Genomic DNA, 26,892 nt, shown 5'->3' on the forward strand with positions numbered 1-26,892 from the left:
TGAAACTGTCGTGCCGAGGCGCGCCCTGGGTGCCGCCAGGGCGCTGCTTTGCAGCTGGAGCGCAAGTCGCTCGATCGCTACCAAGCACATTTCTCATGCCGCAGCGATAGCGCAAGCACTCGCTCGCCGGGTCACTCGGCGCGCCAGGAAGGCAGGTAGTCAACGGCCCAAGGGCTTGCTGCGTTACGTGGGATTGCTACACAACTACAAGGCCAGCATGAAACGTCTCCTCTTCGCCGCCGTACTGCTCGTCGCCACCTCGGCGGCGCTTTCCACCGAAATTGGCGTCTCGGTAAGTATTGGCCAACCCGGCTTCTATGGTCGCATCGACCTTGGCGGCTATCCAACACCGCAACTGATGTACCCGCAGCCGATCATCATCGAGCGGGTACCGGTCGTGCGCCCGCCGATCTACCTGAACGTTCCCCCCGGCCACGCAAAGCACTGGAGCAGGAATTGTCACAAGTACCGTGCCTGCGGGGAGCGGGTCTACTTTGTTCAGAACAACTGGTACCAGCGCGAATACATTCCCTACTATCAGGGTCAGCAGCGCTATCGCCGTGAGGAATACCGTGACGAATACCGCCGCGACTACCGACGCGACGCCCACCAATACCAAGAGGATGAACGCCGGGATGACCATCATGGCAAACAGCAGAAAGACAAGGGCTACGGCAACTACGGCAAGCATGGTGGAGATCGCCGGGATTAGCGATTGCGGGCGCGCGCAGCGGCTTTCGGTGCAACGGCTGGATGCGTACAATCGGCCAGAAATAGCCGCCGGCTGCGCAAAGCATTTCCAGCAATGTGAAGTGGTTGGCGCGAGCGATGGACAGAGCCGGGGCCGAAGACTTCGATTTCCGGTGGCAGCAGACTGCCGCCTGATGACTGCCTGCGCGGATGCGCGTGCTTAGGCGATTTCTGTCAAAGAACATGCCATCTTGCTTGCCTTTTCGCCCGTCGTGTGTGTTACGACAACAGTTGCATAGTTCGGCTATGCGCCTGTTGTCGCGCCTTGAAGCCGACCGAAAATCCGGCGCAATCTGGTACGTTCTTTTCCGGCAATCGCCTAAGCTGACACCAGGCGCTTGGTAACGCAGGAATTATCACCCGCGCCACGGAAAAAAAAAAGCGCGAAACGGTAACGCCATTCAAGAAGGATAGGTACATGTGAAGCACGCGACAAGATGATGTATGCCGCCACGCTTGCCGGAATCGCTTTCGGCAACGCGGGCGTGCATGTGCCACATGGCATGGCTTACTCCGTGGCGGGACTGGTTCGCGACTATCGCGCCGCGGGTTCTCCGCAGGACGAGCCGATGGTGCCGCACGGCATGAGCGTCATCGTCAATGCGCCCGCGGTGTTTCGGTCCACGGCGAGCGCCGCCACATCCACGCGGGGCACTGCCTCGGTGCAGAGGTAAAGGGGCCACCGATGAAGACGCCGCAGAAATCCTCGCCAGCCAGTTGATCAAGATGATGAAGGCTACCGGCATTGCCAACGACATCGGCGGGGTGGGTTATGGCGAAGCTGACGTCGAGGCGCGGACCAAGGTTGCCTGGGCGCAACAGCGCCTGCTGACCAACCCGCCGCGAGAAATCGTTCCGGACGACCTGCGCAAACTTTTTCGCGGCGGGGTGAGTTGGAATGGGTTTATTCTCATGCTCTGCAAGAAATCCAGAAACGGAATTTTTGCTGACGGAAGGAGATTTGATGGGTCGATTGCTATTTGGTTTGCTGGCTGCTTTTTTTGATCGGACACGTTGGAAAGGTGAGTGCTGCTGACACTGCACAGTCGATCGAAGCGCATCAACAAGCATCGTTTCGCGCCATGGAGCGTAACGACTTTGTTAGCGCAGAAGCCGAGGCCCAACGCGCCCTGGAAACTGCCGAGCGCGTGCTCGGGCCTGAACACTCTCGTACTGTCGAATCGCTGAGTTTGCTAGCAATCGTATATCGCGGAAAAGGACGGAACGAAGAAGCAAAACCATTTGCCGAGCGTGCTCTTGCTATCTCTGAAAAGACCATTGGCCCTGAGCACCTAGAAACCGCGGCGTTAATGTCAATAATGGCATCTATCTATTTGAATACAGGTGATGTTGCCAAGGCGGAATCCCTGCTGCGCCGTTCTGTTTCCATTAAGGAAAAGGGATTTGGGCCGAATCATCCGTTTGCCGCAATTTCGTCGTCGACTCTGGCAGATCTGCTGACAGCAAAGGGGGAGTATGTCGAAGCCGAGCGGCTCAACAAGCGCGCCCTGGTGGCTGTTGAAAAGGCGTGGCCTGCTGACGACCCATCTATCCCGGTCGGACTTCGTGCGAATATTCCGATAATTATGGAGGGATTGGCTCAAGTTCACCTCGGGCAACTACGACTTGAAGAAGCTGAGAAACTCGTTGCGCGTGCCTTCAGTCTCAGGATGTCGATGGTTGGAGCTGATCATGTCTCCATGGTAGGCAATCGAAAGATTCTTGGGGATATATACCGGGCGTGGGGAAGAAATGCTGAAGCCGAGAATTATTATCGCGAGGCGCTACGCATTATGGAGAAGGCGATCGGCAGTGAAAATGAGGTCGTCTCGAATTTACTATCAGCTATCGCCGATTCCTGCGAGATGCAAGGGAAATATGATGTGGCAGCACAGATTTATACTCGTTGTGTTGCAATTGACGAGAAGATTTTTCCTCTTGGGCACCCCGTTCGTACGGAGCATTCGAAGCGTTACGCCAATATTCTGAAAGTTACAGGAAGAGCCAAGGAGGCTAATCAAGTTCAGCAGCGGTCTCAAGGAAAGTGATGATCCGGGTAAGGCTTAGGCGGCCACAAACAGCGACAATCGGGCGGAGACCACGATACTCGTCGGTCTCTGTGCGGAGCTGCCGGCGAGCACGCTGCGCTATTGGGCGGCCGACCGCCGTCGGCTCGATCGGCCATTGGCGCCCTACGGTCGCGGCTTGCCGGCTGATAGCGTGCTCGCTTCCTGGCTGGCAGCGACACTCTTGTAGTGCGCTCCCGTACCCGCTTCGACGGCCGGCATTCCCCATTCGTGGAGAACTCTCGTCGCGCCACGTTTCCTCTGCTTACTGCGCGTGTTTTTCGCTCCGCTGTTGGAACGTCCAGTCAATCGTTCTCGTGACCAGCGCCTCGCACCACACAGCGTCGACGACTGGCGACGGATCATCAATGACATCTTCGTAGCGCAGGACTACACCAAAGGGCGTCAGGCCGCCGAAGGCCTCGACGTCCGGTGGCAACGAGCAAAGCGCGTTGCGCAGCAATTCCGACAGCATTACCAGGTTGTGGGTAAGCGGCTACGCTAGCTCGCAACCGGACAGCACAACCTTGATGGCTTTTTCAACTGCCTGCTGAGCATGCAAGCCGAGTACCCAGGCGGGAGCATCCGGATCATCGCGCAGTCGACGCAGGACCTAGAGATCACCCTTGGCGCGAGCCAACAGCGCCAGAGCGTGCTCAATGTTCACGCAGCGCATTCATGAACCAGCCCTTCCCGTGACGCGCGCCATGCCGTGTCGGGAACAGCCTGCGCTGGTGCATGGATGTGGTCTTTGGCGACGATCAGATGCGGGCTTGCACCGATCATGCCGCGCACAACTTGGCTGTCCTGCGCCAGTTCGTCTTCAATCTCCTCCGCCTTCCCCCGGTGAAGCGCAAGGGTGGCCTCAAGACTCAGCGCCTGATCGCCGCTACTTCCGATTCCTTCCGTGCCGAGCTGCTGGGTCTTGTATAAGATTCATGCGATTGTCCTGTCCTGCCTGTAGGCCGTTTGTTGAGCTGAGGGATCTCGCCAGCGGAGTCCGAGGCCATTTCTCTCGTCGTAAAGCGCAGGCCCGCCTGAAGGTCGGGGGCCACTCTTGCTGATCTGAGATGCGACAAGATGCCACACGACGATTGGTCGCTGGCCGGGCATACTTCGAATAGCCGATAGTCGTGATTACCGACGATCGAATGTTTCACCCGCTTTCCACGGAGGTAGGTATGCAGTTCTTCAAGACTGTCTTGTTGGCCCTGGCGCTGATCGTTTCCGGTTTGTCGAACCCGGTCTTCGCCGAGGATAAGGATCCCTTGTTCATCGCTTTATCGAGCGATGCGACACGGCGGGTTGGCCACGTTCTGCATTTTGCCGAGCTTCAACGCGCCAGAGGACACTCGTTGACGATTTGGCTGAACGAGAGCGGCATCCTTCTCGCGTCCAGGAAGTACGCGGAGAAGCATGCCGATCATCAAAAGGCGCTCGCCGAACTGATGAGCAAGGGTGCGACGGTATTGATATGCCACTACTGCATGCAGCAATTCGACGTCGAAGCGTCGGACTTGTTGCCGGGATTCAAGATCGGCAGCCCGGAGCTGCTTGGTAACGCCTTGTTCAAGGACGACACCAAGACCTTGTCGTGGTGAGCGCCTGACCACGAGGCGTTGATTCTGGCGCTGCGTCAACCGGCACCGGTGAAAAAGGAGCGAAGAAAGGGGTAGGACCGGGTGCAAATGACAGGCGCTGTCTGAAACCTTCCGCCATGCCTGTCGAAGCTCCGGCCGCGACGAGGCGGCATTCAGCCAGCACGGCCGGCTCACTATCGGCAAGGTACGCGATGAGAACACGACTCACCGGCTTGGTTCGGGTCTTGCGCCTGATCTGCCTGCTCACTGCCGCCGCTGTCTATTGCTCGCCAGTCGCTGCCGATGCGTCGCTGTGGATCGACCACGACACCGCTGGCGAACGGCAGGTGCATTTGTACTTCTTCTGGACTCGGAGCTGCCCGCATTGCCAGGCGGCGACTCCGTTCGTCGAGGCGCTGTCGGCCCGCTATCCCTGGTTGCTGGTGCACAGTGGCGACGTCAGCAGCGACGCGGAAGCGGCCAAGGCGTATGTCGCCATGGCGGAGGCTCTGAGTCAAGAAGCGAGTAGCGTTCCAGCCTTTATCTTCTGTGGCCGCATGACCGTCGGTTTCGATCGGCCGGAAGGAACCGGGCACGCGCTGGAGGAAGGACTGCGCTTGTGTCGCGAAACGGGCATGCCGGCAACGTTTGAGCCCGCTGCGGCAATGGCGCGGGTGCCGAGTGTCGATCTCCCGTTGCTCGGCAGGGTGACGGCCGAGCAGCTGTCGTTGCCAGTTTTCACCCTGATCATCGCCGGACTCGATGCTTTTAATCCCTGCGCCTTCTTTGTGCTCCTATTCCTGCTTTCGCTGCTCGTCCATGCGGGCAGCCGCCGACGCATGCTGTTTATCGGCGCCGTCTTCCTCTCCTTCTCGGGCCTGATCTACTTCGTGTTCATGGCCGCCTGGCTGAACGCTTTCCGCTGGCTGGGCGAGATCGCGATGGTTACGACGGTGGCAGGGATGTTGGCGATAATCATCGCGCTGATCAACATCAAGGACTATTTCTGGTTCAAGAAGGGGATCTCGCTGAGCATCTCCGACACGGCCAAGCCCAGGCTCTACCGGCACGTGCGCGGGCTGCTGCGGGCGGACAGCATGCCGGCGCTGACGCTCGGCACGGTTACCCTGGCGGTGGCGGCAAATTCGTATGAGCTGCTGTGTACCGCCGGATTCCCGATGGTCTATACGCGGCTGCTGACCCTGTCTGACTTGTCCCCCTGGCAGCACTATGCCTATCTGGGACTCTACAGTTTGGTCTATGTGATGCCGCTGATGATCATCACACTGGTGTTCACCTGGACCCTCGGCTCGCGCAAGATGTCCGAGAGCGAAGGGCGGTTCCTCAAACTGCTTTCCGGCAGCATGATGCTGGGGCTGGGCGTTCTGCTGCTTGTTGCACCGGCGGCGCTCAACGATCTGCGCGTGGCACTGGCCTTGCTGGCCGGCGCGCTTGGTGGTTCATGGCTGGTGCACCGGCTGATGTGTTCTCGAAAATCATTCTCGATCTAGTCGCCGCCAAAGGGCGCGTTTCGAGAACGTCTGCCTTAGCGTGCCTTGTTGTCCGTTTTCCGAGCGGAAAGAGCGGTTGCCAGGGGCAGGAACAGCGTCAGCGGAGAGTCGGGCAAAGCGATAAATCCATGATGCCGGTAGAAGGCCACTGCCGCCTCGTCTTTACCGTCTACCATCAGGGCATAAGCAGCGATCTCCGAGCGAGCGGCACGGTCGAGCGCATCGGCCAGTAGCGCACCGCCTAGACCTTGCCCCCTGAATCCCTGATCGACGGCCAGGCGGCCCATGCGTACCGCTGGCACGGTCGGGTAGCGCGGTAGCTTCTTGCCGGTGCTGGCCGGAAGATCGGCGAGCAACAGGCTTGCCGACGCCAAGGTGTAGTAGCCCGCGATGCGGTGCCCCTCAGCCAACGCGACAAAACAGGCGACAACGCGTCGGCGCACATCCTGAGTGACGTGTTCCCGCAAGTAGCGGTCTAGCGGCTCGGAAGTACTGTTGAACTTCGTTCGGTCATGTGTCGCATCGAGCGGCGCGAGCCGGAACGGCGCGCTATTCAGTCAGCGCGCAGCAGCTGGCTACGACGAGCGAAAGCACGTTCCAGGGCCGGCGACGGCTGAGGTGGCGACAGCAGCGCCTGAGCAAAGCACTCCTGATCGGCCATGGACAGGCGGATAACTTCGGCTTGCTCGATGGCGCGTTGTGCTGCGTCTTGAACGGCGGTGATCACGAAGTCGGTCATGCTCCGCCCCTGAAGTTCAGCAGCGCGCTTGAGCATCGAATGCAGATCGGTGCTGATCCTGGCTTCGAGGCGGACGGTAGAAATGGCTGCGGGCATAGTCTTGTCCTCCTGAAGATGAGAGTACGGCAGCCTGCCGTACTCGTCAATTTCACCTTATCGTACGATTTTTCCCGTTTCGTGAGCAGATCCATTGTTGAGCCCGTTAAAGCCGTCAGTTCAGCGAAGAACGTCGCGGTGTTCATGGCCGCCAGCTTCTCGGCGACAGCGGTCGCCACGAACTGGTGTTAGCATGAGTCAGCAACACGCAATTTATGGATTCCGGGTCGAATGCGAACGGCTTTCGGTTGCGCGCCGTTGCCTCGCGCCTGCCCTGCACCATGCGGCAGTTCACCAGGGCGCGTGTCTGCGGTCTCGGCCAAGTAGCACGAACCGGTTACTTCGCAGGGCTGCGCCGCGCCGAGAAAGGTGATGTTCATCTTGTTTCTCCACCCGCTGGAGCGATCCGTTCCGGGCTGTTTGTCGCCAGCCTGTCGAGCATATACGAGGGGGTATGAAACCGGCTGCCCTTCCGAAACCTGTGCCACGGAGGAGATGACGAGTTGTCCATTCCCGCCATCGCTCTGGTAGCTCTGGACGAATTTCTTTTCGAGTGTCGTCATCTCGACCACCACCACGGCGTCTTCCCAGCCCGCGACGGCCACTCGCTGCTGCAGTCCGCCGCTGGCGGAAACGCTGGCGCCGCGAAAATCGTTGAAGAGGCGCTGACGTCAATCGCTCTCGTCGGCGATCAGCAGCCTCGGATCCTGATGGATGACCTCGAGACCCTGCTCGGCGAGCCACACCGAGTTCCTGCCTTCGCCATCGGCGAGCGACAGCGCCCTTTGTCCGTCCTGCAGCAGTCTTGCTCGGTGTACCAGGAAGCGGTTCTGTGCCAAACAAATATTGTTCGCCAGCTTCGTGGTAACGATTGCGCCACATCGCTTCCGGACTCATTGAACGAATATTCCCGGTCATCGATCGTTGTGCTGAAACCCACAGCGCAGCATCCCAGAATGGTTTCTGCAGCCATCCGTGGCAGCAGCGAGCACGCCGCGTCTTCGCGCTTGCCGCGCTGGAAATTACCTCTCCGGCACTTCGATATAGTGCGCGGCGAGCCACTCACGATCAAGTTCCCAGCGCGCGTCCTTGATCCCGGGCTGCGCGAGGACGATCGCGCGCGCTTCAGCCTGTACTTCGCCGAGCAGCGTTTGCGCGGCGATGAACGTCGGATCGTTGGCATCCTTGGTATTGATTTCCGGATAGAGAACGGCCAGCGCCTTGAACGCCGGTACCTGGACGTTGCGCGGCGTACTGATGAACGCCGTTTCGCCAGTGACTTTCAGGATCCGGAACTGGTAGGGGTAGCTCTTCAGCTTCGCGCTGCCCTGCGCAGCAATGACTGCCGTCAGCTGGCGAGAACGCGAATCGGGGGCGCGGATTACCCAGTCGAGGCCAACGAGCAACAGCAGGATGATGATTATCCAGTAGCGCCTCTTCACCTTACATCTCCTATTGTTGGTTACGAGAGTTCTTTGCCGTGTCGGTCGGCAAGTGGTCTTGTGGCACCGTCCAGAAAGTCGATCACCGTTTCGAAGTGGCGCTCCATTTCCGCGTACTGATCGTGGCTGCCAGGGATCAGCAGCAAGCGTACCCGCTCATCACGGCGCCTGGCGAAAATTTCCTGCGCTTCGCTGACCGGTACCGTTTCGTCGTTTGTGCCGTGTACGAGCAGCACCGGGCAGCTTGCCGCGCGGATGGTGTGGCAGGGTGCGATGTCCGCAAAACGCTGGCCGATGACGTGCTGGACGTAGTACAGAATGTAGGCCCCCAGCGGCCAATAGGGAATCCGCCGCGCTTTCAGCCAGCGCCGCATGATCGCTGCCGGATCGGCGAAAGCGGCCAGCGTCACGGCGGCGACCAGGTCCTGTCGTTGGCTGGCGAGCAGCAAGGCCGCCGCCGCCCCGACGGAATGCCCGATGACACCAACTCGGTGTGCGTCGACTTCCGCCTGGGCGCGCAGCCAATCCACCGCGTGCGCCAGATCTTCGGCAAAGCGCGGCAGTGAAGCAAAGCTGTCGCCATCGCTGCGGCCGTGGCTGCGTGCGTCGAAGAAGAGCAGTGCGTAGCCTGCCCCGTGCAGGGGTTTGGCCAGCGGCAACATCATTTCGGCGTTGCCACCCCAGCCATGCAGGATTGCCAGTGCCGGTGCGCATTTGCCGGCCGGGATGAACCATCCGAACAGAGTCTTTCCGCGCACGCTGGAGATCGCCACCTGGCGCCACGGCAGTCCGTCGGGAACCCCGCTTTCGGCAACGCGCGGCGCGGCCAGGCTGCGGCGAATTAGGTGATTGATGGTGAGCAGGGCGACGACCGCGACCGACAGCATGGCGAGCGCCGTAGAGATGCCTTCCCAGGTGCTCGCATCACGCATACTGGACGGCGTTCCCCGATTGCCAGACCGCATTGCCGCCGACGGCCGGGCTAGCCGACTTCAATCGCTTCGTCAGGGTTGGCAAATTGCGCCTGCCGCATAACGTAGGACGGGGACAGGGGGAGTTCTCGCCTAAAGTTCCGGAATTAAACATATCGTATATCAGATGTTGCTAATAGTGCACCAACGCCGCGCCATCTGACAAAGTAGAATTTGAGCTCCCCCCGAAATTTAGTCTGCCAAGGGTGAGAGGTAGAAGTCAATCACTTTTGCAATGAAAGATGAAGATACCGGCACCCGCATACACGCCGGAGTTCAATGATGGTCTGCAATGCAGGGTGGCGGAGAGGCAACGATGCGCGTTCGCTGGGAGACGAGTACCAGGTACTACGAGGTCCGCTTGGTGCGTGACCTGCTTCAGGATTGGGTGCTGATCGTCGCCAGGGGCGGCAAGACCAATCGTCTTGGTGCGCTCCGGACTCTCTTCGTATCGAGCGAAGCGGAAGGCATGAAGATAATCGAGACCATGGAGAAGGTCAGAATTCGCCGCGGGTACGTTCGGGTGCCTGTTTAGCCGTCCGGACCCTTCGCTTGAGCGCAAGCCTTGCCACTGTGTGTTTCACACCGGCGGTCGTGCGATGCCGGTTGCCCACACAAATCGAGGAGATCATCCCGACCTACCGGCGGATTTATCACATCCGCGACGGGCGCACTTACCAGGGGTAGAACAAGCAGTTGTGTCACCAGCCTCCACCTTGGAGCAAGCGGGAGCTTCATTTGCTCATCCACTTGCGCAGCAGGCGCTTTTTTAGGGAGGCGCGTTCCTGCGGATTGCGTCCCTTGTGGTTGGCGATGCGATCCGCCGTTGTGACCGGACGCTTGATGGGCCAGAGTAGGGGCGGCCAGTCATCATTCGCCGCCGTCGAGGCCTCCATGGCACAAGCTGTCTGGGGACAGCGCCGTCAATTGCGATAGCGTTGCCTGTACCTCTTACAGATTGGCCATCATGTGGAAACCTGCTCATCCAGATCGCTGGCCAGCTCGAATAGATAGTGCGTGACCGAAAACCCCTTGATCTGAACAGCAGCAAGGGATTGGGCGGATCTCCAAGCGATGAGCCGAAGAGTACAAACCGACGAGTTTTTGGAGGCAAGCGACGCGAGTTGTCGAGAATACCCAAATGCACATTGGCGAAGTCGATGTTTCCCATATTGTTCTTGACGCCAAGTCGCGCGACGACATCCCGCAGATTCTGCGAGGTTTGCAGTACCTCTACCAAGATCCAGGCAAGCGGGCAAAGCTCTTCCAGTTGCTTGAATCAGGCATGGCCCCGAAGGTCGACAAACGGACGGGGCGTCCCGGGATGACGCTCTGGTCGATCTTCGTCTGCGGAGTGATCCGGCTTGACTTGAACATCGACTACGACCGTCTGCATGAGTTGGTCAATCAGCACAACACCATTCGGCAGATGCTCGGGCATGGGTTGTTCGACCCGACGTCGTACCACTACCAAACACTGAAGGACAACGTCACCTTATTCACGCCGGAACTGCTGAACAAGATCAACCAGATCGTCGTGGATCGAGGCCATCGATCGCCTGTGCCGGTCACAGAGCAAGGCGGGTCGGCATGTCGCCGCTTTCAACCCGGTCACCGCGGAGAACGTCGCTCTGTTCACCTCGCTGCTCGCCGGCGAGTTCGCCATCAATGGCTTCCGCAAGCGCGATCTTCAGGGCAAACTTTACTCCGCCCCTGCCAACAACCCCGCCGAAATCAAGCGGCGCACGCATCGAACCAGCCGCCTGATCGCCAAACTGCGCGGCCATGGCTTGATCGCCAAGGTCACCAACTCTCGTCTCTACCGGGTCACGCAAAACGGCGTGAAAGCAATGTGGGCCGCCGTCCGCTGCCGCCGTATCGACTTTCCAGCCGCCTTCAACAGGTCAGAATCATTCGCGCAATAGAGACAAGTCCTGCGGGGGAATTTCACAGGAACTACCCAGTAGCGCGACGCCCTTCTTGATCTCGTCATCCCAGCAGCGGAGGAAGATCGCGCCGTCAGCGCGCACGGCGCCCCAGCTCCACATGCGGTTGCAGAGAGGGGCCTTCAGAACCTTTGCGAAGTGCTCGGTAATGGGACGAGGCATCGTGCGACTCCGATCACACCCACCAGTAGCGCACAATGTGAAAGAAGATCGGCGCCGAGAAGCTGATCGAATCGACACGGTCGAGCATGCCGCCGTGCCCTTCGATGAGGGTGCCCCAGTCCTTCACACCACGGTCGCGCTTGATGGCCGAGAGCACGAAGCCACCGAAGAAGCCGACGATGTTGATGGTCAGCGCCACCAGTGCCGCCTGCCAGACGTTGAAAGGCGTCAACCAGTACAGGGCGGCACCCAGGACGGTCGAGGTGAGTAGGCCACCGACCAGCCCTTCGAGCGTCTTCGACGGGGAGATCGCCGGTGCCAGCTTGCGCTTGCCAAAGAGCTTGCCGCAAACGTACTGGAACACGTCGCTCGACTGCACGGTGAGCACCAGGAAGATGATCAGCTGCGCGTTGCGGCCATCGAACCCGGGAATCTCCAGCGTCAGCAGCGCCGGCACGTGCGAAATGCAATACACGCAGATCATCAGCCCCCATTGCACCTTGGCGGCACGCTCGAGAAAGCGCTCGGCGTCGCTGCACAGCGTCGCCGAGATCGGCAGCAGCAGGAAGGCATAGACCGGGATCAGGATACTGAACAGTCCGTACCAGTCGATGGCGATGAGCACGTACTGGGCGGGCAGGAAAAAGAAGAAACACCACATCAGGGCGTGGTGGTCGCCGCGCCGGGTATGGGTGAGCGAGATGTACTCGCGCAGCGCCTGGAAGGAGATCAGCCCGAAGAGGACGATGATGCCGCCCTCGCCGATCCAGAAGGCCACCGCCAGTACGCCCACCATCCACCACCAGGCGTTGATGCGCGCGTTGAGGTTGTCGATGACCGCGCCCGAGGCGTCGGGCGCCAGCCGCCACTTGAGTACGGCGGCAATGCCGCTGGCGACAGCCAGGGCGGCGAAAACCGCAGCAAAGACATTGAACACGGTGTGATCGGGGCTCATCGCGGGTCCTGGGTCAGTTCGCCGGCGGGGCGAGGTCGAGCAGCGCGTGGCGGGCGCGGTCAAGGAATTCGCCCTTGCTTTCGCCCGGTGTCAGCGTCAGAGGTGCGCCAAAAGTCAGCGTGCAGAGAAGCGGCACCGGCACTAGCGCCCCCTTGGGCATCACCCGGCCGAGGTTCTCGATCCACACCGGCACAAACTCCACCGGCGGCATCGCTTGCGCGAGATGGAAAATCCCGCTCTTGAAGGGGAGCAGCGCCTCGCCAAGATTGCGCGTGCCCTCGGGGAACAAAATCAGGGAGTTGCCGGCCTGTAGCGCAGCGGCCATCTGCGCGACCGGATCCGGGCCCTCCCGCCCAGGCCGGCGGTCCACCAGCACGGCCTGGAAGACCTTGTTGATTAGCCAGCTCTTGAAGCGGCTATCAAGCCAGTAGTCCGCCCCGGCGACCGGGCGCGTCTGACGGCGCAACGCGGCCGGCAACGCCGCCCAGATCAAGACGAAATCGCCATGGCTGCGGTGGTTGGCAAAATACACGCGCAGCTTCGCTTCGGGCTCGCAGTTCTGCCACAGCGGGCGCACGCCGGTGAGCAGCTTGGCAAAGTTGCACAACAGCAGGCCAAACAGTTTTTCGATCATCGCTCGTCGCTTCGCAAAAAAGTACAGTCAGGCAGTCAGGGCCAGAGGGCAATGACGGTGAAGCCCAGTTGCAGGGTCGCGCAGGCAGCCTGCCAGATCAGCAGCCGGATGGCGCCGCGTCGCCGTTCGGCAAGATCCGCTGCGACTGAAGCGGCCGCGGGCTTTTGTCGACCGACACACGCATCGAACGCTGCCAGATCGGCAGCCGCTGCCAGCGGATGATGCCAGCGCGAGGCCCAGAAGTGGAAGATGCCGGCGTCGAAACGCACGCGCTGTGCAAAAAAACGCCTGCGCCGCGGCCATCACGACCGCGCCGACGAGCGCCGGCGAATGCACGGCATGCCCCAGCAGCCAGACAAGCGCGGTGATCAGCAGCGTCATGCCGCTCACCCAGGCCAGGGTCCGGCCGCTGTCGAGCAGACCGGCGGTGACGGCAGCATCGGCGGCGAGGCGGGGCATGAGTTCATCGTCATCATTGCCCATCGGACAACTCCTTGAGCAGCGTCAAGTGTGCCTCGGAAAACACGACCTGCGGTCGCGCCGCCCTGATCCGGGCGATCGCCGCATCGACCGAGTCGCAGCGGCCGCTTTGCAGCAGCCAGGCGGCGACGCTGAGCGCGCTGCGCGAATAGCCCAGCGCGCAGCACACCAGGACCCGGTCGCCGTTGGCCACGGCGGTGTCCAGTGTCGCTGCGGCATGGCGCAAGGTCGCCAGTGACGGCAAGGCCAGATCGAGCATCGGCACGCTGTACGCGCGCGCCGCCCCGCGTGGCGTATTGAATTCGGCGGTGACATCGACGACGGCATCGAAGCGCTCCCGGGCCAGTTCGGCGGCGGTCGGCAGGCGACCCAGCCAGAGCGTATCGGCGACCCGATCGGGCTCGGGTTTTCGCCAGGTCCATAGCCGGCTGTTGATCCATGCCCCCAGCCGGTACGGCGCCAGCAGCCAGCGTACGGCGAAGCTCTGACGGCCGTCGTGCTTCTGAAAGCCGCCGGCACCGGCCCAGGCATAGTTGGCCGCCACCAGTGCCAGGGCCGTCGCCGGCCACGCGGCCAGCAGCGCCCAGCCGCCCTGCACCGCCATCAGCAGGCAGATCATGGCGCCGCAAAAATAGCCCAGGCTCAGGCGCGCTCGCCTGCCCTCCCCCTTGCCAGGCGGCCACAGCGGCGGCCTACCCCGGTCGGGCCACAGCCACAGGCACAGCAGCCCCGCCAGCAGGCCGGTGGGCAGGTCAAAGAAATGGTGTTGCCAGGTGGTCAGCACCGAGGCCGCCACCAGCAGCGCCCAGGCATTCCAGACCATGCGGCGGCCGGGCGAAGCGCGGCGCACGAGCACCCACCAGATGATCACCAGCAGACTGATATGCAGTGACGGCGCCTGGTTGTAGGGCAGATCGAAGCCGGCAAGGGCATCGAAAAGCGTGCCGAAGACACCGTCGGCGGCGGGTTTTTCGCCCGAAAAGCGCAAGGGGAAGAGCACGAAACAGGTCACCGAGATGAGTTGCGCGCTGAGCAGGCGCAGGCCGTGGTGATTGACTTCGCGCGGCGTGCGACAGGCCAGGAAGGACAAGCCGTACATCAGGTCGATGGACCAGTAGGGCACGATGGTCCACGGCAGGAAGGGAATCGCCCGCTCCCAGCCGAAAACGATGCTCGCGCTCACTCCGCGGCTGGCCGCCAGCTGGTTGGTCCAGCCGTAGCTCAGGAAGAACAGCGGCGCCAGCAACAGCAGCCAGGCGACGCTGTGCTGCCAGCGGATCGGCCCGAGCGGAGCGGAGCCGACGCTGTTCATGCCGCCTTGCGACGCGCGATCGAGACGGTAAAGATGCCCCATTCATCGATGCGTTGCCCGATTTTCTCGAAGCCCGCTTCGCGCACCAGCTGGTCCATTTCGGCTTGCGTGCGCCGGCGCATCACCCAGGCCTCACCCTGGCGATGGCTGGTCAGCGCGCGGGCGATCATCTCCAGTTGCGGATGCCAGGGCTGGCCGGTGTAGATGAGATAACCCCCCGCCTCGACCGCCCTCGCCATGCCGCCCAGAGAAGCACGGACCAGGTCGTTGGACGGGAACAGCTCGTACAGGCCGGAGACGATGCCAATCGTGGTCCCTGGCTGCGCGCCGGCCACCGACTCGCTGTCGAAGGCGTCGCCCTCGTCAAAGCGAGCGATGCCGGCCAGGTTCTTCTCCGCGATCAGGCGGCGACCGTCGCGCACGTTGATGGTCGAGTAGTCGCGCAGCAGCACGCTTTCCGGAGCTGTGCCTTCGGCCATCAGGGCGTCGAGCACATAGCGGCCGTGGCCGGCGGCAATGTCGAGCACGCGCACCGCTGCGCCGTCAGCACGCAAGCGGGCCATGGCGTCGCGGATCAGCTCCTCGAGATGCAGCTTGCGCTGGCGAATGCCGCGCCAGCCGATCGCGTCGAGGTAGTTGCGGTCCACCATGCGGCCGATGAAGCCCGCGCCCCTGGCCTCGTTGCGATACACGTAGTCGAGCGTGCTGCCCGAATCGAAACCGGTGCGATGCCCCAAGGACACGCCGTCCGACACCATGCCGGCCCAGCGCAGGCTTTTGCGGTACATCTTCCACCACCAGCCCTTGAAGCTTCCTTCGGGCAGCGGAGCGGCCAGCGTCTGCGCCTCGTCGAAAGTGGTCCCGGCCTTGTCGGCATCGTTCAGGTCAAGTGTCGGCGCGGGGCTGTCGAACTGGCGCAGAATGAAGCCGCGCACCAGCGCGATCGCCCGCTCCCGATCGGCTTCGCCCAGGGTGTCGTGGAAGAAACCCTCAAGCACATGCTTTTCCTTCACCGTGCTGCCGAGGCGATCAAAGAAATCGTGCTGGGGCTGATCATGCACCACCCAGTCCGCCCCCGAGATCAGCATCTGCGTCGGGATGGTGATCGCGGCCGCATCGGCCACCACGCGCTCGGCAGCCTCGTACAGGGCGAGCAGGATATTGACCGAAATGGCGCGCGTGATCAGCGGATCGGCAGCAAAGCTGGCCTGCCGCGCCGGATCGTGAGTCAGAAACTTCGCCTTCACATAACTGTTGACGAAGAAATTGCCGCGCAGCCTCTGCAGCAGACGCAGCCCCGGCCGCGCGAAAGGCACGTAGAGTTTCACCTTGAAAGCCGGCGAGGCGAGCACCAGCGCGCGGACCTGCGGCGCGTAGTCGTGCGCCCAGGTTGCGATCGTCACCGCCCCCACGCTCTGGGCCAGCACCACCATCTCCTGCGGCGCCACGCCATGGGCGTTGTGAAGGTGGTCGACAAAAGTCTGCACATCACGCACCGAGGTGGCAAAGCTCGGCGAGAAACCGCGCTCGCCAGGCGAGCGGCCATGCCCGCGGGCATCCCAGGCAAAAACATCAAAATCCGGAAGATCCAGTTCATCCACCAGATGTGCCATGCGCCCGGAATGCTCATGACCGCGATGGAACATCACCACCGTGCCCCGGCGCGTGCCGCTGGCCGGCCAGTGGCGGTAGAACAGCTCGACACCGTCGTCGGTCGCGAAACGGCTTTCGATCACCGGACCTTCGTCCAGTCGATGCACGGAATTCATCCCCATCCTCACCCTCATCCTTGTTGTTGCCTGCGGATCTCGGACAGGCCGGCGCGCACGCGATTGATGATGTTCGCCACCATGAGCAGCGCGATGGCCGGCATCAGCCAGGCCAGCCAGGCCGGCAACTGCCCCGCCAGCCCCAGCCACAGGCCGAGCGCGCCAAACACGAAAGCCCGGTCGCTTTTCCCCATCGGCCCTTCGTAGCGGCGCGATGCACCGACCATCGGTCCCAGCGCGCCGGCCATCTCCGATACCGCCGCCAGCCAGATCACCAGCCCCACGCTCAAAGCGCCAAAAGGCGCCACGAAAGCAAAAGGCAGGTAGAGCGCCGCATCCGAGATGACATCAGTCAACTCATTGAGATACGCCCCCAGCGTCGACCTCTGCCCATGCTCGCGCGCCAGCATGCCGTCGATGGCATTGAGTGCCATGCGTAGAAACAACCAGATCGGCAAGGCCAGATACGCCGCCCCCCCCGGGCTGAAAAATTGCCAGCAGCAGGCCAAGGGCCAGCGAAAGCGCCATCGCCAACAGCGTCACCGCATTGGCCGTCACACCGGCGGCGGCCAAACGTGTGGCCAGCGGCCGGAGCAGGCTCTGGAAACGGGGTTTGATGTCGTAGATGGAAAGCATGGAGTCCGTTCTGGCAAAAAGGCAGGCGTATCATAGCCAATTGCCTGGCTTCAAGCCATACCAGCGGCATCAATGTTGGCCAGGCATCACAGATCCGCGCCGCCAGCTGCTCTGGCCGTTCGGGCGGCGATTCATAAAACAGTCAAATCCCGAATTTGCCCACTTGCTCAAGGTCGCTGCATGGTGGGTGCCGCTTGCAAGCGTGACGATTGCGCCGAACAGGAAAGGTCAGCTCTGCAAAACCCAAAGACGATCCGGCTCGAAGCGACGCTCGGCCCAAACGTCGAAGTCCCTCCAGTGCTGGTTCAGCAGGATTTTGGCTCCGTTCTACGCGAAGAAGGCGCGGCGACCAACCATCTGTACTTGCTGGTCGATCCTCTGCCCGGTGCAGCCCTGCTCGATCGTGGCGGTCTGCAGATGGACCTTGAAGAGTTGCCCGGGATCCGGGTAGTTATCAGCATGGAGGGGCGGGGGCGGGTGTTCAACAACATCCTTGTCGAGCGGCTCTGGCGCAGCGTCAAGTACGAGGACGTGTACCTCAAGGGCTGTGCCGCGATGAGCGAATTGATGGTTCGCCTGGCCGAGTACTTTGCCTTCCACAACGGCGAGCGTCCGCACCAGTCGCTGCACAACGCGACCCCTGAATCGTCTATCGAACCACCATCGGCGGGCGGCGCCTTCATCCTCGACAAGTTCGACGGCGCGGGTGGGAAAGTTACTTGCGCAACCTAAACCGCGTCTATTTTTGTCTTGACTTCGGGGTCCACTTTACCCTTCGCTACGCTACGGCAGCGTCCTGGCCAGGCGGAAACCCACGCCGCTGCCGCGCCCGCCAGGGGCGCTCCCGAAGCGATTGGCCGACCGCGCTTTGTACGGATCATCGTCCCAACCCCCGCCGCGCAGGATACGCTGCGAACAGTTTCCGTCGACCCATGCACTACCGTCCCCGGGTGCATTGCTGTAGTTGCCGTGGTAACAGTCTTCCGTCCATTCCCAGGCATTGCCGAGCATATCGTACAAGCCAAAGGCGTTCGCCTTGAATGACTTGACGGATGCCGTATACACATTACCGTCCGAACAGTCGGCGAAGACCCATCCTTTCAGCAGCTCCTTCAGCGCGTCCTTCAGGCTGCGATCGGCAACATTGCCGTAGCTGCAAATTTCATTCGCGCGATCGCCGAAGGCATAGGGTGTCTGGCTGCCGGCGCGGGCCGCGTATTCCCACTCCGCTTCACTGAGCAGTCGGTAGTTGCGGCCGGTGCGCTGGCTCAGCCACAACGCGTAGGCCCGGGCATCATTCCAGTCGACGCAGACCACCGGATGCTGATCGGTCTGGGTGAAGCCGACACTGTTCCAGGCGCCTTTCGGATCAACTGCAAAGCCCTTCCCAGTCAACGTCGAGCAAGCGGCTTTGATCTGGTATTTCGTTTCCTTGACGAACGCGGCAAACTGGCCACGTGTGACCTCGTGTTGCATCACCGCGATCTTCGCGGCGATGGCGACCTCGTGTTGCGGGCCTTCGTCGGGTTTCGGCTCCGCTTCGCCGGCGGCAGAGCCCATGACAAAGCGGCCGGGTGGGAGGACGACCAGCCAGGGGCAAGACTCGTCCCTGCAGTCGCGGAAAATGCTGCCAGGGGAAAGCTGCCCGGCATCGGTGACCGACTGCGCCGAAGCGGGTGACCACTGCCGCACAGCGTCCGGGACGACAAACGGGGCGACGACGCCGGCCAGGGCGAGCAACACCAGCGCCAGCCCGAAGGCGACCCCGAGTAGTGAGCGTGCTGTCGCCGACTCGCCGCCAGGTAGCGGGTAGAGCAGCGGCAGAATACGGTCGCGCAGGCGCGGAGCCGGCGCACGGTAGGCTCGCGCTGGCGTGCGGTCCGGCGGCCGCGGAGCGGGCCGATCCAGCTCTTGCGGATCAGGCATGCTCACTTGGCGTTCGTCCTTTCGCCCACCGAGCGGACGATGGCATCGGTCAGGCGGTCGAGGTCGGCGTCGAGACGATCGCCTTGCAAGGGAAACGCGTTGTAGTGGGTCAACTGGCGAATCGAGGGCGGAAGAGCGGCCGACCCCGGCATGGCGGCACCGTCGAGCAGCACCGGCATGATCGGCTTGCCTGATGCCAGTGCATTCTCGATCTCCTGGACCTGCCAGCGCGAATCATCAGCAAACGGATTGCGGCCAATGAATACGACGAGGATCTTGGAACGATCCAGCGCGCGCACACTTGCAGCGTCGATATCGGCCTGCCATCCGGCACCGACAGGCAGTTCACGGTCGTCCCAGACGCTGGCAAGGCCGAGCCTTGCCACCAACCGCTCGCGTAGCGCTCGCGCGGCAAAAGCTGCCTCGCTACGACGGTAGCTCAGGAAGACCAGCGTGCCGGATGCTTCGCTTGGCGGCGCGCCGTCTTGTTCGGCCGGCGCCGCGACCGGTTCCGCGCCAAACAGGCGTGCGCCGACTCGCACGAACCAATTACCGATGACGGCGTAGAAGCGTTCGACGTCGGCATGGGCCGTTCGCCACGCCTGCACGAAGTCCCGGCCCACCCCTGCCACTTCGCCGGGCAGCGCTCCACTGGCCCACCATTTCAGCCAGATCACCGGGTAGAACTCCGCGACGACGAGAACCGCCAGCCAGCGCAAGGGGTTGCGGGTCAGTCGCGGGCCCGTCTCGGAACGTACTGCGCGGGCGAAGTCTTCCCCGGCGTCGAGGGTGAGCTCGGTGTCGAAGTCGCCGCGCAGGACGCCGAGGTAGATCACGTCGCGCAACGGGCTGTCGGGCGGCTCGTTGGCGACCACGCCGGCGAGACCGATGCGCCGGGCGAAGCTGCGCAGCAGAGAGTGCGGCTGTCGTCGCGTCGGCGCCGCTCCATCACTGGCGACGGTGCCCAGCGATACGCCGAGGGCGATGTCGTCCTGGCCAGCGGCGCGGAACAGCCTGGTGAGCACAGCCCGCACCCGCTCGCGTGTCGCCGGCGCGAGGCTCAGGAACAGCGCGCGACGGACCCAGTCGGGCATCATCCCCAGGCGGCACCAGGGAAGTTGCGCTATGCCCACCAGGCGCGCTTCGAGGAGGCGCGCGTCCGACGATGCGGCCCCGCTCCTGGCGGCGGATGGCGACGCCTCGCTGAGCTGGTGGGCGAGGTAAGCCGTGAGATCGGCGGACAGATAGGGGTAGGCCGCGCTGGCCGCCAGCCAGGTGTAGGCCGTCGGGCCGAGGAAGCTGCGCAGTTGTTCAACGAGCGCCACCAGCTCGGTCGCGGCCGGCGCTTCGCGTCCGACCCAGCGGCCGATGTCTTCCTCGAGCATCGCTGGCAGCAGCGCCGGTGCGCCAGGCAGCAGGTCGACTTCCGGCACCTTGCGCTCATCGAACCAGCGCGCTGCCGCCGACAGCATCTCGATCTGCGCCGGCAGCACGAGGAAGCTGTCCACATGCGCCGGCTGGCCTTCGCCGGCGATGACGTCTTCGGCAAGTCCCCAACTCGCGGGTGGCCGCGGCGTCATCAGCACCCGCCGCGGCCACGGCGCCAGCGCGCCTGGCAGCCAGTCGTGCAGTTCGCCGGAGGCCTCTTCGATGAAGCTGTGGCCATCGCCCAGCACGATCAGGCCCTGGCCGGCATGCCGGGCGCCGAGGCAAGCCAGCGGCAGAAACGTCTGCGTCGCGCCCAAACCCCTGCGGTGACGAGTGTGCAGCGGCGCCACCCAGCGCGGGTCGCGGTCGAACTCGTACAAGGCAACCGTAACGCCTTCAGCGGCGAGGTCGCGCGCCATTGCGGCCGCCCAGTGCGCCTGCTGGTCGTTGCGACCGGCGCGATCGACGAGCAACAGGTATTCGGGCATGGCTGTGGCCTGGCGATGCACCGGGGAAAACAGGCCGCCTCGTGATGCCGTGGCGCGCGTGCTGGCATTGATGTCGAGGTCTCGACGCTCGCTCGGCCGCGGCTTGCGCAGGCGGCGTGCTGCGACCCGCAGGGCGGCACGTCGTTCGCCGGAAACAGGGAGGAGCTGGCGGGCGAACACCTGCTGCTCGCGCAAGTTTTCGCCCGTGGTGATGCGCGCGATCTCCGCCTTGCGGGTACGCCGGACGAACCAGCCGGCCGAAGCGAGCGCCAGGATCAAAGCCGCATAGACCGCCGGATGCATGCCAAACAACCAGGGCGAAGCCTGCACTTCCGTTTGGCCGGCGACTTCAATCGGGCCGGCGACCGACTTGATATTCGTGAAAGTGGGCACCTCGATGGTCTTTCCGAGGGCAGGTGGCGGTTTTTCCGCTTCGACGACCAGGTGCTGTGGCTGAGGTTCCTGCCATTTCTTGTACCCATAATGGACGGCGAGCCCTGACACGGCGAGCACGACGAACAGCGTCAGCCAAGATCGCAGAGACCATCGTACCGCCAAGAGCGCACGCGGCTGATCAGGGGGCGGCGAGGGCTCGGTGGCAGTTGCGCTACCCAGCAATTCGACACCGTGGTCCCAGCGTTGTCGCCAGGACTCAAATACCTGATCGAACAGTTGCTGGTCGCGTGCGCTCTTGCTGACGATAGCCCGCAGTGCGCCCTGCGCGCAACGCGGGTCGTCGCTCAGGAGCTGGCGATCGTGGGCGGCCTCGATCCACGCTTCGATGTTGAGCCGTGAGCGAAGGTCGAGATCCAGCCCGGCCGCCTGCAACTCGGGCAGTAATTGCTCGCGCATGGGATCTAGCCAGGCCGGCGCGACGGATTGCATCGCCGATCAGCGCGAGGCTGCGGCGATTATCGGATGGCGCGCGGCGGCCGTCTGATCTTCGGGCGCCTTGACCAGCGTCGCCAGTACGCGCCGGGCGTGCGCCGGCTGCAGCGCTTCGTCCGGTGAAGCCCCGGGCTCGCGCGACAACGCGGCAACAAAACTCAGGAATTCAGCGGTCGAAGGCCGCTTGCGCAGGTCGTATTCGGGCTTGCGCAGATCGAAGAACAGTTGCAATGCCTCTTCAAGCAGGGGGCCGGACTGCACCTTCAGGGCCGCGAGCCGGCGCAGTGCAATCCTGCGCAAGCGGTCGGGGTTGATCGGCTGCATGTGGTAGAAGATGCAGCGGCGCAGGAAGGCATCGGGCAACTGCTTTTCCGAGTTGCTGGTGATGACGACCACCGGCCGCTGCCTGGCGGCAGCCTTGACCTCAAGCCCACCCTGCAGCTCGCGTATGCGAAAGTAATGGCGCTCGATCTCGTTGAGCGCGTCGTTGGGTAGATCGCTCGGGGCCTTGTCGATTTCGTCGATCAGCACGATGGCTCGGCCAGGACCGCTATACCAGTCAGGGAGCTCGCCGGCCGGAAAGAGCGCTTTTGCCTCGGCGGGCTGAAGACTTTGCACAACGGCCTTGCCCAGTGCGCCGAAGTCGATGAAGTTCAACGCGTGCAGGGCGGCGGCGTCCTTGCTGACCTGTGCGGCCTGGAAACGCCCCACATGGTCGAAGGTGTAGAAGAGGTCCTGCGCAACGCTGGTGGACTTCGTCTCGAACTTGAAGAGCGGGAACCCGAGTTCAAGCGCAAGCTTCTCTGCCAACTGGGTTTTTCCGGTGCCCGGCTCGCCGGTGAGCAGCAGCGGTTGGTCGAGCAGCAGGGCGGCATTGACGGCATCGCGCAGGCCATCTTCCGCCTCGTAATTCTCCGGGCCGAAGAAACGGTCGCGATCAATGGACTCAATTTCGACAGGCTGTGCCGGCGCCATGACATCTGGCCGACCTTGAAACCAGTTGCATGACATCGGCGACTACTCCTTGTTGATTGGCTTAGGGGTGATGGAACCACTGGCGCGCGACTTCGGCGAAGGTACGCATGGGCCAGGAACTGCGGCCGGTGGGTAGCGCCTTGGTGAGCATTTCGATGTCGTCGATCAGCTTGCCGTTCACATCATCGTGAAACGACCAGTTACTAATGTCCGTCTCGACCAGCTCGGGCAGTGAACCGAGCATTGACGCCTGGACGCCGCCCGTTGCAACGGCCTGATCGATCACGGACTGAAACGTCGACGCGAGACGCGCGCGGGCATCTGCCGGTGCGGCGGCCTCGCGAATAAGGTTGATTGCGACCACGAGCATTGTTCTCTGGCCCAGCGGCGGACAGGCACTCAAAACGGCCAGTAGCCCTTCGAGAGATCTCTGTGCGTGTTCCTCCTCGCAACTGTCGGAACAGTCGACCCACAGCAGAGTGGGATGTGCGCGGGTGAGATGCGCCTCGAATGCCTCCGCCTCCGACGCCAGCGGATGCGGACAAAGCACATCGGCCAGCTCGCGCACGAAGCGCTGCCGCGCGAGTTCGACGGAGGACAACGCAGCAGCTGTCGCTGCCGGCCACCTGAAAGGCTTGAAATGGCCGAGCGACAGGCCCATTTCCTCGAAGCCCAGAGACTTGACGATCTCTTGCCGTCGCATACGCTCCACCCACTTGCCCAGACAGTCGTCGGCACGCCCTTCGCTTACCAGCACCAGCGGACGAACGAAGCTCGTCTTACGCCATGCCAGCAGCGTGGCGATCAGCGCGTCGTGCTGTTCGCCGCGGTCGCAAAGGTAAGGAAGATGGCTGGCTTGGATGGCCAAGGGCTTGGCGGTGGAAACCACAGGTTCGCTACTCTGCCTAGTCTCGGGTGCAGCAAAAACCGGGTGGCTATCGGCGAGAAGGGACTCTTCGATCTGCTCGCCGACTGTGACCCAAGCGTCGCTGGCGAAGCGCCAGTGGTTGATTGGCTTCAAGCCCCATCGTTGACCCGCTGCCGTCGTAGTCAACTTTTGCGGGAGACACTGATACTCCTCCAATGCGATCGCCTGGCCATCTACCTCCACCGAGAAGTCCTTCAGATTGACCTTGTGACGCGCGACCCCGATCACTTTCACATGCGGCTCGAGCTTCCGACGTTCCAGCATGCGCTTCAATTCGACGTCACGGCAAAACGACGAAGCGTGGAAAGACGTGCTCATCAGGACGACAAAGACGTTGGCAGAATTAACCGCGGCGATGATCTTGGCTTTCCATTCGTCTCCGGCCATCAGCCGATTGTCCCCCTGGCAATCGAGGAACACTGCCGAGTCCCCTAGCCTCCGACACATTGCCTCGAGAACTTCGTTCAGCCTATAGGCGGCAGAGTAGTCGGCGTGACAGTATGAAACGAATATTCTTCGCCCGGCGATCTGTTTGATATTCGCTTTTGCCATCGATTTGGAATAGCGTGGGTGACAATCAATTGTAGTCCTGATGATCAAGCGCGCCCAGTTCCTCCTCAATCCAAAAAAACGCCGACACCGTTCCTCCTCATCGCCCTCGGTCGGCTCTACGAGAAGAAGCTACGGCTGCCAATATCAGCTCGGTTCGGGTTCGGATCCGGGTTCGATGCGTTCAAGGATGGCGGCGGCCAGGGCCGCGAAGTCGGTCCTGGCGTCTCTCACTGCATAGGAATGGCTGCCGATGGCGCCATCGGCGGTGCTGAGCTGGAAAATCGGTTTGCGTACTTCCTGAGCCATGGGCACGAGGCTGCGGTAATGCTTCAGCTTGGCGAGGCAGTTGTCATCGCTGGGCTTGCTCGTCACCGAAACGCGGTCGCTCAAGACAGCCTGTTGATAGGTAGATGGAATTCGGTCGGCCCACTTGCCATACGCTTTGACGGGACGGGAAAGACGCTCGCTGTGCTGCATGAGGATGTAGCCGACGGGTTGCATGCTGCCCGCAGGCAGCGCGAAAGCCGGAGCGACCCAGTTGTCCACGCGCTTCTTCCAATCCTGGCGCCATGCCTGTAGCGTTGGACCGAGGTTGCGCAGACCTTGCAGCGAGAACAGGTCGGCCGCCAGTGGTATCACGACATGATCCGTGCCGATCAGCGCCGAGCGATTGATGGCGCCGAGGTTGGGGCCGACATCCGCCAGGATGATGTCTGCGCTATGCTGCCGGGCAGCCATTTGGGCGACCTGCCAGAAAGACGACAAGATGCGGAACGGACGATAGAGGTTCCTGGAACCAAGCGCATTGGGCCATTCCTGCGACAGGAAGTCCTCGAAGCCCGCCAGCCCGAGATCGCCTGGCACGAGATGCAGGCGCGAGCTGATGGCCTGGGTTTGTGGAACGAGAATGTCGCCAGTTTCCATCAGCGGTCGGATGCACTGATAGATCGTGCTGGTTCGCCGGGAAGTATCGTCAGTGTCCCAGAGAACCTCGAGATCCTCTTCCGGCAGGAAGGCCGAAGTGAGGTTGGCCTGCGGATCGAGGTCGATCGCCAGGACGCGCTTGCCCATTTCCGCGAGCATCCATGCCAGATGGAAGACAAGGGAAGTTTTCCCCACCCGCCCCTTGCTGTTGAAGAAAGTAAGAACAGGGACGCTCATGGTACTTTCCTTACGCTTGCCAGCACCACCGTCGGCTCAACCTGAAAGTCGAGCGGCGGGTTGCCGTTGGCTGCCAGCGATCGACGCGCTTCGGCAATACCGAAGCCGAAGCGCTGAACGAATCCCATGGCTTTTAGCACTGTCGCCACGCTCGGGTTACGATAATCGCTAACGCCCGGGCGCCCGAAATTCTCGGCGGTTACCGTGCCATAGGGGCCACCGGGGTTGGTGATTTCGATGCGGTCGTCAAACCAATAGACGCGCACCGGCGCATTGGTACCCTCGTAGCTCCGGTGCATCACCGCGTTGCGGGTCAGTTGTTGCAGGGCGCTGAGTGGGTAGGGAATGGAACGAAGCTCGGTGGTCGATCCGGAGGTGAAGTCGACCGAAACGGCGAGGGTCGCCTTGATCTTGTCGTCGAGCCGGCGCAGAACGAGGTCGAGCGTCCCGTCGAGTTCCTGCTCGTCGGCCACCGGGTCGCCCCACTCTGTACCGCGAATACGCAGGAACTGGACGTAGGCGCAAGGCACCCAGGAGCGCGGCGTCTTGCCGAGCGCAAGAACCCCAATGACCGTGGGTGTCGGGTCGTCCACCGAAGCAATCATGCCCATCGAGGCCAGGCGCTCTTCATAGCTTCGTGCGTTGACCGCCAGCACGTCGCCGGCAACTGCCTGAGGCAGGTACTCGTTTTCGAACACCGTACGATTCAGCTCACTGAGAGGACAACCCTGGATCGGATGAGTATCGAAGGCACGGTCGCGGTAGCGGCGCTTTTCATTCAGGATACGTTCATCCTGCGCGCTGGCGAGACCGCGACGTGGGCCAATCCGAATCCAGATGCGACCCTCGTAACGCACCGGCGGCGAATCGGCTGGCCAAACCGTCACGATCGCCACGGGGGCGCCTTTGAGCACGCGTCTCTCAACCGTCAATGTCGGTGGCGGGACCGTCTTGCCATCGGTCTTGATATCGGAAAGCGTCAGCAGGAGCTGGTCTGTAACGTCAATGCTGGCGACGCTACCATCGTCATTGGCGCCGATGAACACGACGCCCGGCCGGCCATGGTTTGGCAAGTCGTTGGCGAACGCACATACGGCCTGGCGCGCCTTCTCCGCGGCGTCTCCCGCCCAAGCTCGTTTGCGCTCGATACGATCGGATTCCAGATCTTCGAGCAGAGTGGCAAGTTCTTGATCGCTGAGGGGGTTCATGAGACAAGCTCCCGGTTTTCGATAACGCTCGCAGCGAGTGCGGCGACCCTCTTCGTTGGCTGCTTTCCAAAACCTGCGTAAGAACGACGCAGGCAAGACCGTACACTGGCCCGCCTTCGGGCCGCCGACCAGCGAAAAAACTGCGCAACAGCAACGCAACAGCGTCGCCGGCGGCACATCTGCTGCGGCGCGACACGGTCCGCACCGCCCTTGGTCGCGCCAAGCGACATCATGCCGTCAATTTTGCCCGCAAGGCAGTCGGTCCTGGCGATGTCGCGGAGCCGCACTG

The 26,892-nt window shown here is 62.3% G+C and carries 27 protein-coding genes and 4 pseudogenes; 11 read left to right on the forward strand and 20 right to left on the reverse strand.

Annotated elements, in window-relative coordinates:
* The 4 genes from E4Q23_RS15545 to E4Q23_RS15555 all read left to right on the forward strand — a co-directional run.
* Positions 1 to 712, forward strand: a 712-nt coding sequence (locus E4Q23_RS15545) for a hypothetical protein (RefSeq protein ID WP_336511709.1), incomplete at its 5' end; no start/stop codon positions are given.
* 475 nt (positions 713 to 1,187) lie between these two features.
* Positions 1,188 to 1,424, forward strand: a complete 237-nt coding sequence (locus tag E4Q23_RS24000; RefSeq protein WP_248595491.1) for an iron-containing alcohol dehydrogenase — start codon at positions 1,188 to 1,190, stop codon at positions 1,422 to 1,424.
* A gap of 43 nt (positions 1,425 to 1,467) precedes the next feature.
* On the forward strand, positions 1,468 to 1,755 hold the full coding sequence (locus E4Q23_RS24005) for a hypothetical protein (RefSeq protein WP_248595492.1): 288 nt from the start codon (positions 1,468 to 1,470) through the stop codon (positions 1,753 to 1,755).
* 17 nt (positions 1,756 to 1,772) lie between these two features.
* Positions 1,773 to 2,798 (forward strand): tetratricopeptide repeat protein, encoded by a 1,026-nt coding sequence (locus E4Q23_RS15555; RefSeq protein ID WP_169067485.1) that lies wholly within the window; start codon positions 1,773 to 1,775, stop codon positions 2,796 to 2,798.
* Between the two features lie 283 nt (positions 2,799 to 3,081).
* On the opposite strand, the gene E4Q23_RS15560 is transcribed toward E4Q23_RS15555, so the two are convergent.
* Entirely contained in the window at positions 3,082 to 3,291 is a 210-nt protein-coding gene (locus E4Q23_RS15560) for a hypothetical protein (RefSeq protein ID WP_169067486.1), read from the reverse strand.
* Positions 3,292 to 3,515: 224 nt separating this feature from the next.
* On the opposite strand from E4Q23_RS15560, the pseudogene E4Q23_RS15565 reads away from it, so the two are divergent.
* The 3 genes and pseudogenes from E4Q23_RS15565 to E4Q23_RS15575 all read left to right on the forward strand — a co-directional run.
* Positions 3,516 to 3,749: pseudogene (locus tag E4Q23_RS15565) on the forward strand (ISAs1 family transposase); the annotation flags it as partial.
* A 248-nt stretch (positions 3,750 to 3,997) separates the two neighbouring features.
* Positions 3,998 to 4,417 carry a DsrE family protein gene (locus E4Q23_RS15570; protein WP_169067487.1) on the forward strand — a complete coding sequence of 140 codons (420 nt, stop codon included), beginning with the start codon at positions 3,998 to 4,000 and terminating at the stop codon, positions 4,415 to 4,417.
* A 191-nt stretch (positions 4,418 to 4,608) separates the two neighbouring features.
* Positions 4,609 to 5,907, forward strand: coding sequence for a thioredoxin family protein (locus tag E4Q23_RS15575; RefSeq protein WP_169067488.1), 1,299 nt, complete (start codon positions 4,609 to 4,611; stop codon positions 5,905 to 5,907).
* Positions 5,908 to 5,942: 35 nt separating this feature from the next.
* Here E4Q23_RS15575 and E4Q23_RS15580 read toward each other — a convergent pair whose 3' ends face one another.
* From E4Q23_RS15580 to E4Q23_RS15605, 6 genes and pseudogenes are all read right to left on the reverse strand, one after another.
* Entirely contained in the window at positions 5,943 to 6,464 is a 522-nt protein-coding gene (locus E4Q23_RS15580; RefSeq protein ID WP_169067584.1) for a GNAT family N-acetyltransferase, read from the reverse strand.
* Positions 6,461 to 6,742, reverse strand: a complete 282-nt coding sequence (locus E4Q23_RS15585) for a DUF1778 domain-containing protein (RefSeq protein ID WP_169067489.1) — start codon at positions 6,740 to 6,742, stop codon at positions 6,461 to 6,463. The genes E4Q23_RS15580 and E4Q23_RS15585 overlap by 4 nt, the downstream gene beginning before the upstream one ends.
* A 188-nt stretch (positions 6,743 to 6,930) precedes the next feature.
* The gene (locus tag E4Q23_RS25285; protein ID WP_211203787.1) at positions 6,931 to 7,347 is read right to left on the reverse strand and encodes a hypothetical protein; all 417 of its coding nucleotides are present in this window, start codon (positions 7,345 to 7,347) and stop codon (positions 6,931 to 6,933) included.
* A 111-nt stretch (positions 7,348 to 7,458) separates the two neighbouring features.
* A pseudogene (locus tag E4Q23_RS15595) lies at positions 7,459 to 7,624 on the reverse strand (SAM-dependent methyltransferase); the annotation flags it as partial.
* Positions 7,625 to 7,764: 140 nt separating this feature from the next.
* Positions 7,765 to 8,184 (reverse strand): hypothetical protein, encoded by a 420-nt coding sequence (locus tag E4Q23_RS15600; RefSeq protein ID WP_169067491.1) that lies wholly within the window; start codon positions 8,182 to 8,184, stop codon positions 7,765 to 7,767.
* Positions 8,185 to 8,204: 20 nt separating this feature from the next.
* Positions 8,205 to 9,116, reverse strand: coding sequence for an alpha/beta hydrolase (locus E4Q23_RS15605; RefSeq protein WP_248595493.1), 912 nt, complete (start codon positions 9,114 to 9,116; stop codon positions 8,205 to 8,207).
* A 355-nt stretch (positions 9,117 to 9,471) separates the two neighbouring features.
* Here E4Q23_RS15605 and E4Q23_RS15610 point away from each other — a divergent pair, with 355 nt between their 5' ends.
* Positions 9,472 to 9,690, forward strand: coding sequence for a hypothetical protein (locus E4Q23_RS15610; RefSeq protein WP_042333599.1), 219 nt, complete (start codon positions 9,472 to 9,474; stop codon positions 9,688 to 9,690).
* 199 nt (positions 9,691 to 9,889) lie between these two features.
* On the opposite strand, the gene E4Q23_RS15615 is transcribed toward E4Q23_RS15610, so the two are convergent.
* Entirely contained in the window at positions 9,890 to 10,051 is a 162-nt protein-coding gene (locus E4Q23_RS15615) for a hypothetical protein (protein ID WP_169067483.1), read from the reverse strand.
* Between the two features lie 245 nt (positions 10,052 to 10,296).
* Between E4Q23_RS15615 and E4Q23_RS24015 the strand changes: the two are divergent.
* Positions 10,297 to 10,707, forward strand: a pseudogene (locus E4Q23_RS24015) (ISNCY family transposase); the annotation flags it as partial.
* Positions 10,708 to 11,276: 569 nt separating this feature from the next.
* Here the strand turns inward: E4Q23_RS24015 and E4Q23_RS15625 are convergent.
* From E4Q23_RS15625 to E4Q23_RS15635, 3 genes are read right to left on the reverse strand one after another with little or no spacing between them, the layout of a single operon-like run.
* Positions 11,277 to 12,218, reverse strand: a complete 942-nt coding sequence (locus E4Q23_RS15625) for a phosphatidate cytidylyltransferase (RefSeq protein ID WP_169067493.1) — start codon at positions 12,216 to 12,218, stop codon at positions 11,277 to 11,279.
* Positions 12,219 to 12,231: 13 nt separating this feature from the next.
* Complete coding sequence (locus E4Q23_RS15630) at positions 12,232 to 12,852, reverse strand: lysophospholipid acyltransferase family protein (protein WP_169067494.1); 621 nt, start codon at positions 12,850 to 12,852, stop codon at positions 12,232 to 12,234.
* 35 nt (positions 12,853 to 12,887) lie between these two features.
* The gene (locus E4Q23_RS15635; RefSeq protein WP_169067495.1) at positions 12,888 to 13,121 is read right to left on the reverse strand and encodes a hypothetical protein; all 234 of its coding nucleotides are present in this window, start codon (positions 13,119 to 13,121) and stop codon (positions 12,888 to 12,890) included.
* Positions 13,122 to 13,191: 70 nt separating this feature from the next.
* Here E4Q23_RS15635 and E4Q23_RS15640 point away from each other — a divergent pair, with 70 nt between their 5' ends.
* On the forward strand, positions 13,192 to 13,350 hold the full coding sequence (locus E4Q23_RS15640) for a hypothetical protein (protein ID WP_169067496.1): 159 nt from the start codon (positions 13,192 to 13,194) through the stop codon (positions 13,348 to 13,350).
* Here the strand turns inward: E4Q23_RS15640 and E4Q23_RS15645 are convergent.
* From E4Q23_RS15645 to E4Q23_RS15655, 3 genes and pseudogenes are all read right to left on the reverse strand, one after another.
* Positions 13,325 to 14,644, reverse strand: a complete 1,320-nt coding sequence (locus E4Q23_RS15645) for a dual specificity protein phosphatase family protein (RefSeq protein WP_248595494.1) — start codon at positions 14,642 to 14,644, stop codon at positions 13,325 to 13,327. The two genes, E4Q23_RS15640 and E4Q23_RS15645, sit on opposite strands and share 26 nt — an antisense overlap.
* A complete protein-coding gene (locus E4Q23_RS15650) occupies positions 14,641 to 16,413 on the reverse strand; it encodes a bifunctional alpha/beta hydrolase/class I SAM-dependent methyltransferase (RefSeq protein ID WP_169067586.1) in 1,773 nt (590 codons plus the stop codon). The genes E4Q23_RS15645 and E4Q23_RS15650 overlap by 4 nt, the downstream gene beginning before the upstream one ends.
* Before the next feature lie 14 nt (positions 16,414 to 16,427).
* A pseudogene (locus tag E4Q23_RS15655) lies at positions 16,428 to 17,049 on the reverse strand (CDP-alcohol phosphatidyltransferase family protein).
* 180 nt (positions 17,050 to 17,229) lie between these two features.
* On the opposite strand from E4Q23_RS15655, the gene E4Q23_RS25290 reads away from it, so the two are divergent.
* Entirely contained in the window at positions 17,230 to 17,781 is a 552-nt protein-coding gene (locus E4Q23_RS25290; RefSeq protein ID WP_169067498.1) for an integrase core domain-containing protein, read from the forward strand.
* A 51-nt stretch (positions 17,782 to 17,832) separates the two neighbouring features.
* On the opposite strand, the gene E4Q23_RS15665 is transcribed toward E4Q23_RS25290, so the two are convergent.
* The 6 genes from E4Q23_RS15665 to E4Q23_RS15690 form a co-directional block, all read right to left on the reverse strand.
* Positions 17,833 to 18,975 (reverse strand): formylglycine-generating enzyme family protein, encoded by a 1,143-nt coding sequence (locus tag E4Q23_RS15665; protein WP_248595499.1) that lies wholly within the window; start codon positions 18,973 to 18,975, stop codon positions 17,833 to 17,835.
* 2 nt (positions 18,976 to 18,977) lie between these two features.
* The gene (locus tag E4Q23_RS15670) at positions 18,978 to 21,743 is read right to left on the reverse strand and encodes a toll/interleukin-1 receptor domain-containing protein (protein ID WP_169067500.1); all 2,766 of its coding nucleotides are present in this window, start codon (positions 21,741 to 21,743) and stop codon (positions 18,978 to 18,980) included.
* 39 nt (positions 21,744 to 21,782) lie between these two features.
* Positions 21,783 to 22,790, reverse strand: coding sequence for an AAA family ATPase (locus tag E4Q23_RS15675; protein WP_169067501.1), 1,008 nt, complete (start codon positions 22,788 to 22,790; stop codon positions 21,783 to 21,785).
* Between the two features lie 25 nt (positions 22,791 to 22,815).
* Positions 22,816 to 24,234, reverse strand: a complete 1,419-nt coding sequence (locus tag E4Q23_RS15680; protein ID WP_169067502.1) for a toll/interleukin-1 receptor domain-containing protein — start codon at positions 24,232 to 24,234, stop codon at positions 22,816 to 22,818.
* A gap of 144 nt (positions 24,235 to 24,378) precedes the next feature.
* A complete protein-coding gene (locus tag E4Q23_RS15685) occupies positions 24,379 to 25,395 on the reverse strand; it encodes a ParA family protein (RefSeq protein WP_169067503.1) in 1,017 nt (338 codons plus the stop codon).
* Positions 25,392 to 26,603, reverse strand: coding sequence for an ATP-binding protein (locus tag E4Q23_RS15690; RefSeq protein WP_169067504.1), 1,212 nt, complete (start codon positions 26,601 to 26,603; stop codon positions 25,392 to 25,394). Before E4Q23_RS15690 ends, E4Q23_RS15685 begins: the two co-directional genes overlap by 4 nt.
* Positions 26,604 to 26,892 lie beyond the last annotated feature (289 nt).

The sequence above is a fragment of the Candidatus Accumulibacter phosphatis genome, assembly GCF_012939955.1.
In the GTDB taxonomy this organism is placed as follows: Bacteria; Pseudomonadota; Gammaproteobacteria; order Burkholderiales; family Rhodocyclaceae; genus Accumulibacter; species Accumulibacter delftensis.

Coding starts and splice junctions, on each gene's coding strand:
- E4Q23_RS15610 (WP_042333599.1), top strand. CDS start 9,472: ATGCGCGTTCGCTGGGAGACGAGTACCAGGTACTACGAGGTCCGCTTG.
- E4Q23_RS25290 (WP_169067498.1), top strand. CDS start 17,230: ATGGTGGGTGCCGCTTGCAAGCGTGACGATTGCGCCGAACAGGAAAGG.
- E4Q23_RS15645 (WP_248595494.1), bottom strand. CDS start 14,644: ATGAACAGCGTCGGCTCCGCTCCGCTCGGGCCGATCCGCTGGCAGCAC.
- E4Q23_RS15690 (WP_169067504.1), bottom strand. CDS start 26,603: ATGAACCCCCTCAGCGATCAAGAACTTGCCACTCTGCTCGAAGATCTG.
- E4Q23_RS15650 (WP_169067586.1), bottom strand. CDS start 16,413: ATGAATTCCGTGCATCGACTGGACGAAGGTCCGGTGATCGAAAGCCGT.
- E4Q23_RS15665 (WP_248595499.1), bottom strand. CDS start 18,975: ATGCCTGATCCGCAAGAGCTGGATCGGCCCGCTCCGCGGCCGCCGGAC.
- E4Q23_RS15670 (WP_169067500.1), bottom strand. CDS start 21,743: ATGCGCGAGCAATTACTGCCCGAGTTGCAGGCGGCCGGGCTGGATCTC.
- E4Q23_RS15615 (WP_169067483.1), bottom strand. CDS start 10,051: ATGGAGGCCTCGACGGCGGCGAATGATGACTGGCCGCCCCTACTCTGG.
- E4Q23_RS15685 (WP_169067503.1), bottom strand. CDS start 25,395: ATGAGCGTCCCTGTTCTTACTTTCTTCAACAGCAAGGGGCGGGTGGGG.
- E4Q23_RS15625 (WP_169067493.1), bottom strand. CDS start 12,218: ATGAGCCCCGATCACACCGTGTTCAATGTCTTTGCTGCGGTTTTCGCC.
- E4Q23_RS15630 (WP_169067494.1), bottom strand. CDS start 12,852: ATGATCGAAAAACTGTTTGGCCTGCTGTTGTGCAACTTTGCCAAGCTG.
- E4Q23_RS15605 (WP_248595493.1), bottom strand. CDS start 9,116: ATGCGTGATGCGAGCACCTGGGAAGGCATCTCTACGGCGCTCGCCATG.
- E4Q23_RS15585 (WP_169067489.1), bottom strand. CDS start 6,742: ATGCCCGCAGCCATTTCTACCGTCCGCCTCGAAGCCAGGATCAGCACC.
- E4Q23_RS15575 (WP_169067488.1), top strand. CDS start 4,609: ATGAGAACACGACTCACCGGCTTGGTTCGGGTCTTGCGCCTGATCTGC.
- E4Q23_RS24000 (WP_248595491.1), top strand. CDS start 1,188: ATGATGTATGCCGCCACGCTTGCCGGAATCGCTTTCGGCAACGCGGGC.
- E4Q23_RS15675 (WP_169067501.1), bottom strand. CDS start 22,790: ATGTCATGCAACTGGTTTCAAGGTCGGCCAGATGTCATGGCGCCGGCA.
- E4Q23_RS15560 (WP_169067486.1), bottom strand. CDS start 3,291: ATGCTGTCGGAATTGCTGCGCAACGCGCTTTGCTCGTTGCCACCGGAC.
- E4Q23_RS15640 (WP_169067496.1), top strand. CDS start 13,192: ATGCCCCAGCAGCCAGACAAGCGCGGTGATCAGCAGCGTCATGCCGCT.
- E4Q23_RS15680 (WP_169067502.1), bottom strand. CDS start 24,234: ATGGCAAAAGCGAATATCAAACAGATCGCCGGGCGAAGAATATTCGTT.
- E4Q23_RS15570 (WP_169067487.1), top strand. CDS start 3,998: ATGCAGTTCTTCAAGACTGTCTTGTTGGCCCTGGCGCTGATCGTTTCC.